Consider the following 6,959-nt stretch of genomic DNA (forward strand, 5'->3'; position numbering starts at 1 on the left):
ATCTCGTCCTCGGCCTGGAAGGTCCGCACCCCGAAGTTCTTGTGCTTGCTCAGCTCGTGCAGGACGTCCGAGGCCGGAGTGATCGGATACGAACCCAGGTACAGCGGCAGATCCGCCTGCCGGGCCGCCGCGATCAGCCCGTACGACAGCGCGAGGTTCCCCGAGATGTTGCGGTACGTACCCGCCTCGAACGCCGCCGCCGCCGGAGCGACCTCATACGACACCGCGAAGTCCTCGGTGGTCTCACCGAAGTTCCAGCCCGCGCGGAACGCCGCGATGTTCGCCTCGGCGATGTCCGGCTTCTTCGCGAACTTCCGCTTCAAGAACGCCTCGGTGCCCTCGGTGGGCCGGTGATACATCCACGACAGCAGCCCCAGCGCGAACATGTTCTTCGAGCGGCCCGCGTCCTTGCGCGACAGCCCGAACTCCTTCAACGCCTCCACCGTCAGCGTGGTCAGCGGCACCGGATGCACGCGGTAGCCGTCCAGCGAGCCGTCCTCCAACGGCGACGCCTCCCAGCCGACCTTGGCCATCGCCCGCTTCGAGAACTCGTCCGTGTTCACGATGATCTCCGCACCCCGCGGCACATCACCCAGGTTCGCCTTCAACGCCGCCGGGTTCATCGCCACCAGCACATCCGGCGCGTCCCCCGGCGTCAGAATGTCATGATCAGCGAAATGCAGCTGGAACGACGACACCCCCGGCAGCGTCCCCGCGGGCGCCCGGATCTCCGCCGGGAAGTTCGGCAGCGTCGACAGATCATTCCCGAACGACGCCGTCTCCGACGTGAAACGGTCCCCCGTCAACTGCATCCCGTCACCCGAATCACCAGCGAACCGGATGATCACCCGGTCCAGGCGTGTGACCGGTTTGGCCTGAACATCCACGCGGGGCCCCTTCGACGAAATCCGGACTCACTCACCGGTGGCCGTCATTCGACCCACCGGGACTTGTGAAGGGCTAAAGCGCAGGTCCCGCGCCACGATCGCGCGGACCGGCCGCCGTGGCCGGAAAATCCCGGCCACGGGGCCCCTGTCCCATCCACCCCCGGAGGCTCGGTACGCACCTCCGACGGCCTGGGTACGCACCTGCCGACGCCCCCGAAACGTACCGTCCCACGCCCAGGGCCGTCCGCGCCTCTTCAGGGCTGCTTAAGCACGAGTGCCTAGCGTCCGGCGCACCGTGGGAGTCCCGAGTCTTTGGCGCGAGGCGGCGCCGGGCGGCCACAAAGGGGGAGCATGTCGACCGATCTGCGGGCGCACAAGACGGCCGAAATGGTGGGTCGGGAACTCGACCTCATCGCGGTTCAGGCCAGGCTCCAGGACCCGACCGTCCGTCTGACCACGCTCACCGGGGCCGGTGGCGTCGGCAAGAGCCGACTCGCCGCCGAGGCCGCGCGCTCGGTGGCCGATGTCTTTCCGGGCGGCGCGCACACCGTCGATCTGCCCGCCTGCGATGGCCTGAACGCGGCGGTGGAGGCCGTGGACCGGATCGTACGCGCCACGGACCGGCAGGCGCGCACGCTGCTGCTGCTCGACGGGATCGAGCACCTGGCCGCGGGGCTCGCGCCCGTGGTCGCGGCCCACCTCGCCGAGAACCCGGCGCTGACCGTGCTCGCCACCGGGCAGGAGGTGCTGCGGATCTACGGCGAGCGGGTCGTGCTGGTCGCGCCGCTGCCGCCGCCCGGACCGCTGCTGGAACCCGATGTCGCCGACGTACAGGACAACCCGGCCGTTCAGCTCTTCACTCGCCGCGCCCACGAGGTGAACCCCGCGTTCACGCTGACCGCCGAGAACGTCGAGGCCGTCGTCGATCTGTGCAACCTGCTTGAGGGCGTTCCCCTGGTGCTTGAGCTGGCCGCCCGGCGGCTGCGGTTGTTCCCCCTGCGGGAGGTGCACGCCTGGCTGCGGCGCGGCGGCGACAGTCATCTTCCCGGACCCGTGGACGTCCCGGCGCGGCAGCGCTCCACGCTCGCCATCGCCGACTGGAGCTGCCGTGAACTGGGTCCCGGACAGCGTGCGTTGCTGGCCAGGCTCGCCCTGTTCGAGGAGGGCGCGACGCTCGCCACCGCCGAGAAGGTCTCCCCGCTGGACGCGGGCGAGACGGCGGCGGCCCTGGAGAAGCTCCTTGATCGCAATCTACTGAGCCTGGACGAACGTCCGCGCGGCGAGGCCCGGTTGACGATGTCTCGGACCATCCGCGCCTTCGGCCTGGCGCTGCTGGACGGCGCCGACGACGAGGAGGCCGCGGCGGCCCGGCAGGCCCACGCGCGCCACTACCAGAAGCTGCTGCACACCATCGAAGGCCGCTTCCACGGCTCCGAGCAGCAGCGCTGGCTCCGGGTAGCCGTCGCCGAGCACCGCAACGTCCTGGCCGCCCTGCGCCATCTGAAGGACCACGAGGACCCCCTGGCCCGCGCCGCACTCGTCGCCGCCTGTCTGCGGCCCTGGCTGGTGCGCGGCGAACTGCGCGAGGGGCTGCGCTGGTTCGACGAGACCGGCCAGGCCCTGCACGGCGACGACAGCGAGGAGAGCGAGGAGTCGCTGCGCGCCCGCGTCCGGCTGTACATCGGCGCGGGCGCGCTCGCCGCCGCGCTCGGCGACCACGACGGCGCCGCGCACCGCCACCGGCGCGCGGTCGCCCTGTGCAAACGCCTGCGGGACGCGCGTCACGGCGCGATCGCGTCGGCGCGCATGGGCCTGGCCCTGTTCCACCGCGGCGATCACGCGGTCGGCCAGTCGCTCCTGTCGGCCGCGCACACCACGCTCGACACACAGGGCGACACGGCGGGCTCCGCCGAGGCCGCCGCATCTCTGGCCGAAGTCCTCATTGCGGGCGGCCAGTTGGACGATGCGGCGGCCTGCCTGGAGCAGGCCGAGCGCATCCAGCGGCAGAACGGCGAGATACGCGGCCTGGCCCGCACCCTCGCGATCGGCGGCCAGCTGGCGCTGCGCACCGGCGACGAGGCCGCCGCCCAGTCGGCCCTGCGGGAGAGCCTCGGTCTGTACGACTCGATCGACGAGCGCACCGAACTGCCCGCTGTGCTGGATGCGTTCGCCCTGCTGATCCAGAGCAAGGCGGGCCAGCCGCAGCGGGCGACACGGCTGTTCGCCGCCGCCGACGCGCTGCGCCGCCGTACCGGCGTGAAGGTCACCGGGGAACGCTGGAACCGTGTCGAGGCCGCCGTCACGGAGCTGCGCCGCCAGCTCGGCTGGACCGTGTTCGCCACCGCGTGGGTCGAGGGGCTGCGGCTGCGCCCGGACGCGATGGCCGCCGAGGCGCTCGCCGCGGTCGAGCCGGGCCGCTCCGACGAGCGCGGCGAGGCCGCCGCGCTCACACCGCGCCAGTTGCAGGTGGCGCTGCTCGTGGCCGAGGGCATGACCAACCGTCAGATCGCCCATGAGTTGAAGATCGCCGAGTGGACGGTGGTGAACCACGTCCGCAATGTGATGCGGAAACTGGGATGCAATTCGCGGGTTCAGGTGGCCTGGGCCGTCGGCAGGAGGCAGTGATGGCGCCCCGTGGCTCCCAGACCCGCGGCTCCCGTGTGGCCGCACGCGGCGCACGGCTCCCCGACGGGGGTGTGCCGCTCGCCGACCTGCTGGCCGCCGTGCGTCCGCCCGCCGGGCGCGCCCGCGCCTTCACCGAGAGCGGCGTGTGGCGTTCCCGTACCGTCCTGCACGACCTGTACCGGGGCGCGGTCGCGCACCCGCACCGGGTCGCGCTGGTCGCGCATCGCGCCCACAAGCCGGAGGCGGCCCGAGTCATCCGCGTCTCGTACGCCCAACTCGGCTCGTACACAGACCGTTTCGCGTACGCGCTCGACGCGCTCGGGGTGCGCCAGGGCGACCCGGTCGCCTTCCAGCTGGCCAACCGCTGGGAGACGTGCGTACTGCTGCTCGCGTGTCTGCGCGTCGGCGCGGTCGCGGTGCCGGTGATGCCCGGATACGGGGCACGCGACCTGGAGGCCGTGCTGACCGCCGCGCAGCCGCGGGTGTGCGTCGTGCCCGATCTGTGGGAGGGCACCGCGCCCGCCCGGATCCTCACCGACCTCGCCCCGTCGCTGCCGTGGCTGCGCCACCGGGTCGTACTCGGCGACGCGGCGGACACCGGCGCGATCGACTTCCTGCGGCACTTCGTCCGCACCCCGCACGAGCGCTACCACCGCGCGGGACGGCTCCCGCTGCCCGTCGACCTGCCCGACCGGATCACGCACGCGGTGACCACGCTCGGGCTGCACGGCTCGCACACCATGGCCATGCACACGGCCAACACGCTGTACGCGGGTGCGGTGCGGGACGCTGGGGGCGCACGGGGCGTACGGGGCGTCGGGGACGCTGGAGGCGCTGGAGGCGCTGAGGGCGGCGCCTTCTTCTCCGCGCTTCCGCTGGCGGCCGCCGCGTCGACGCTGCACGCGGTCGTCGGCCCGCTCGTCCGGGGCGGCACGATCGTGCTCCAGGACGTGTGGGACCCGGACGCCGCGCTCGATCTGATGGCGACGGCGGGGGTACGAGAAACCCTCGCGTCGGCCGCGCAGTGGGCCGAGCTCGTGGTCGCCCAGGAGCAACGGCCGCGCGCGCTGCGGTCCTTGCGGCAGGCGCACGCCTCCGACGCGGCGGGCGCCGCGACGGGACTCGTCCGCCAGGTGCACAAGACGCTGCGGGTGCCGCTCGACGCGCCGGCCAAGGCGTCGCCACCGCCCGACGACGGGCCCGCGGCACCGCTCGCGATATGGCGGCGCGACCGCGGCGGGCTGCGCTTGACCTGGGGGCGGGACGACGGGCACGCCAACGGCGTCGGCGATTCCGCCCCCGCCTACCCGGACGACGTGTTCGCCCTGGCCGACGGCGAGGGCGGGGGCGGGGGCGGCGAAGGCGGCGACCGCGACGTCCCGGTCAGCCCGTACGCCGAAGAGGCCGAGGGCGAAGAGGTCGGGGGCCTGTTCCTCGTACCCGTCACCGAGGTGGAGGAACGGCTGCTCACCCATCCCCGAGTCGCCGAGGCCGCCGTCGTCGCCTGCACAGACCCCGAGCACGGCGAACTCGCCTGCGCCGTCGTGGTCCCCGACGGCGCCCCGCCGAGCCTGCTCGACCTACGCGGCCACCTCACAGCCCACGGCACCCAGCCCGCCCACCTCCCGGCCCGGCTCGAACTCCTGGGCGCGCTCCCCCGCACGGCGGCGGGCGGCGTACACCGTGCGGAACTGCGCAGGACGGTGAGCAGACGGCTGTCCCTCCCGGCGTGACACGGCCCCCTCCCGCCGACGGCTCCGCGGCCACCTGCGCAAACGACGCTTCCGGTCCTCAGATCCAGAGAATCCAGCAACCTTCCACAGCCACCGGCGGGACCTCGCAGCCGCAGTTGAATATGTCGCCAACGCCATATACTGTGAGGTGTGAGCAAGCTCTATGAAGTCGAGCTAGAGCCCGAGGTCGCGGCCTGGCTGGAAGGGCTGTCGGACAAGCACTTCGGCAAGGTGAACGATGCCGTCGGCATCTTGTCCGAACTCGGGCCCGGCATGCCGATGCCGCTCGCCCGACCCTTGCGGGACGGTGTCTGGGAACTGTGCCTGACACTCGGTGACATCGAAGCGCGCCTCACGTACTGGATCACCTCCGATCGGCGCATCATCTTCCTCACCTGGTTCCGCAAGACGCGCCAGCACGAGGAGAAGCAGATCGACCGGGCAGTCGCCACCCGAAAGCTGTGCGAGGCGGAGCACGGACCGGCACACGACGTCTTCACCAGGACTACCGAGGATGGAGGCCACCGATGAGCGGTCACCTGAAGTTCAGGACACTACGCGAGACGCGGCTGAAGGCCGGCCAGGAGGAGACGCCGGAGCGCGCCCAGGAACGCCGGGAGAACCTACTGGCCATGGCACTCGCCGTCGTCGTATACAACCGCCGCGCCCAGCTGGGACTCACCCAGGCCGAGACCGCCGAGCGCTGCGGCCTCGACCAGGCGAAAATCTCCCGCATCGAGGGCAGCGACGCCGTACCCACCCTCCCCCTGCTGTACAAGCTGTCTAAGGGACTGGACGCCAAGCTGCACATCGACATCGACATCGAGGACGAGGAACCGAAAATCATCCTCACCCCCCGAGAACACGACACTGCTGCCTGACCAATCCGTATCGTCAGCGCATCCGCAGCGGCGGGCACGGCCAGAGAGGAACGTGCGCCGGGGACGCGTACGACCTTTCAGCGGTTCCCGGTGACCGGCCGGTGACCGTCAAGACCATGCCCCCCGCCGGGCGCCAGTGCGGGAGGCCGGGAGGCACGGCCTCGGGGTCGGGTCAGGCCGCGGCGTTGCGTTCCGGGGGCAGGATCAGGGTGGGCTCCAGGGGGACGCGTGAGGAGGGTTCTTCTCGTACGCGTACGGTGGCGGGGCGCGGGCCGCGCCCTTGTCGCCACCCGGCCTGGGTGATCACCACCGCGATGAACGGGATGGCGACCCCGGCGACCAGGGCGCCCACGGCGACGACGGGCCACCGGCTCCAGGTCACGGCCATCAGGATCACGCAGGCGGTACGCACCACCATGGCCAGGAGATAGCGCCGTTGCCGTCCGCGTAGGTCCTCGGTCAGTCCGGTTCTGGCCCGTGTGATGGACTCGGCCGCTTGGCTTGGACGTCGTGCCGCTCGCAGTCGGCGCATGTCGCCCCTCAGATCAGTAGCGGTAGTGGTCGGGCTTGTAGGGGCCGTCGATCGACACGCCGATGTAGTCCGCCTGCTCCGGGCGCAGTTGGGTGAGCTTCACGCCGAGGGCGTCCAGGTGGACACGGGCGACCTTCTCGTCCAGGTGCTTGGGCAGGACGTACACGCCGGTCGTGTACTGCTCGGGCTTCGTGAACAACTCGATCTGGGCCAGGGTCTGGTTGGCGAAGGAGTTGGACATCACGAAGGACGGGTGGCCGGTGGCGTTACCGAGGTTCAGCAGGCGGCCTTCGGAGAGCAC

Annotated in this window: 7 protein-coding genes; 4 read left to right on the plus strand and 3 right to left on the minus strand. The window is 71.6% G+C overall.

All coding sequences use genetic code 11. From position 1 onward, the window contains the following. The coding region (locus tag ACX6XY_RS29705) for a 2-oxoacid:acceptor oxidoreductase family protein (RefSeq protein ID WP_460337601.1) at positions 1-887 on the minus strand (887 nt) is incomplete at its 3' end. A 351-nt stretch (positions 888-1,238) separates the two neighbouring features. On the opposite strand from ACX6XY_RS29705, the gene ACX6XY_RS29710 reads away from it, so the two are divergent. The 4 genes from ACX6XY_RS29710 (at position 1,239) to ACX6XY_RS29725 (ending at position 6,126) form a co-directional block, all read left to right on the plus strand. Further along, on the plus strand, positions 1,239-3,512 hold the full coding sequence (locus ACX6XY_RS29710) for an ATP-binding protein (protein ID WP_460337603.1): 2,274 nt from the start codon (positions 1,239-1,241) through the stop codon (positions 3,510-3,512). Beyond that, the gene (locus ACX6XY_RS29715; RefSeq protein WP_460337606.1) at positions 3,512-5,245 is read left to right on the plus strand and encodes an AMP-binding protein; all 1,734 of its coding nucleotides are present in this window, start codon (positions 3,512-3,514) and stop codon (positions 5,243-5,245) included. Before ACX6XY_RS29710 ends, ACX6XY_RS29715 begins: the two co-directional genes overlap by 1 nt. 150 nt (positions 5,246-5,395) lie before the next feature. Next, on the plus strand, positions 5,396-5,776 hold the full coding sequence (locus ACX6XY_RS29720) for a type II toxin-antitoxin system RelE/ParE family toxin (RefSeq protein ID WP_460337609.1): 381 nt from the start codon (positions 5,396-5,398) through the stop codon (positions 5,774-5,776). Next, positions 5,773-6,126 carry a helix-turn-helix domain-containing protein gene (locus ACX6XY_RS29725; RefSeq protein WP_460337612.1) on the plus strand — a complete coding sequence of 118 codons (354 nt, stop codon included), beginning with the start codon at positions 5,773-5,775 and terminating at the stop codon, positions 6,124-6,126. The genes ACX6XY_RS29720 and ACX6XY_RS29725 overlap by 4 nt, the downstream gene beginning before the upstream one ends. Positions 6,127-6,298: 172 nt before the next feature. Here the strand turns inward: ACX6XY_RS29725 and ACX6XY_RS29730 are convergent, their stop codons facing one another. Both ACX6XY_RS29730 and ACX6XY_RS29735 read right to left on the minus strand, forming a co-directional pair. Then, positions 6,299-6,658: a DUF3099 domain-containing protein gene (locus tag ACX6XY_RS29730; RefSeq protein ID WP_460337615.1), complete on the minus strand. Its 360-nt coding sequence runs from the start codon at positions 6,656-6,658 to the stop codon at positions 6,299-6,301. 13 nt (positions 6,659-6,671) lie between these two features. Further along, positions 6,672-6,959, minus strand: a 288-nt coding sequence (locus ACX6XY_RS29735; protein ID WP_460337618.1) for an adenosylhomocysteinase, incomplete at its 5' end; no start/stop codon positions are given.

Source organism: Streptomyces sp. O3 (assembly GCF_054788135.1).

What these genes read in the sequence shown, in the direction of transcription:
- ACX6XY_RS29710 (WP_460337603.1), top strand. Translation starts at nt 1,239, where the DNA reads ATGTCGACCGATCTGCGGGCGCACAAGACGGCCGAAATGGTGGGTCGG.
- ACX6XY_RS29715 (WP_460337606.1), top strand. Translation starts at nt 3,512, where the DNA reads ATGGCGCCCCGTGGCTCCCAGACCCGCGGCTCCCGTGTGGCCGCACGC.
- ACX6XY_RS29725 (WP_460337612.1), top strand. Translation starts at nt 5,773, where the DNA reads ATGAGCGGTCACCTGAAGTTCAGGACACTACGCGAGACGCGGCTGAAG.
- ACX6XY_RS29730 (WP_460337615.1), bottom strand. Translation starts at nt 6,658, where the DNA reads ATGCGCCGACTGCGAGCGGCACGACGTCCAAGCCAAGCGGCCGAGTCC.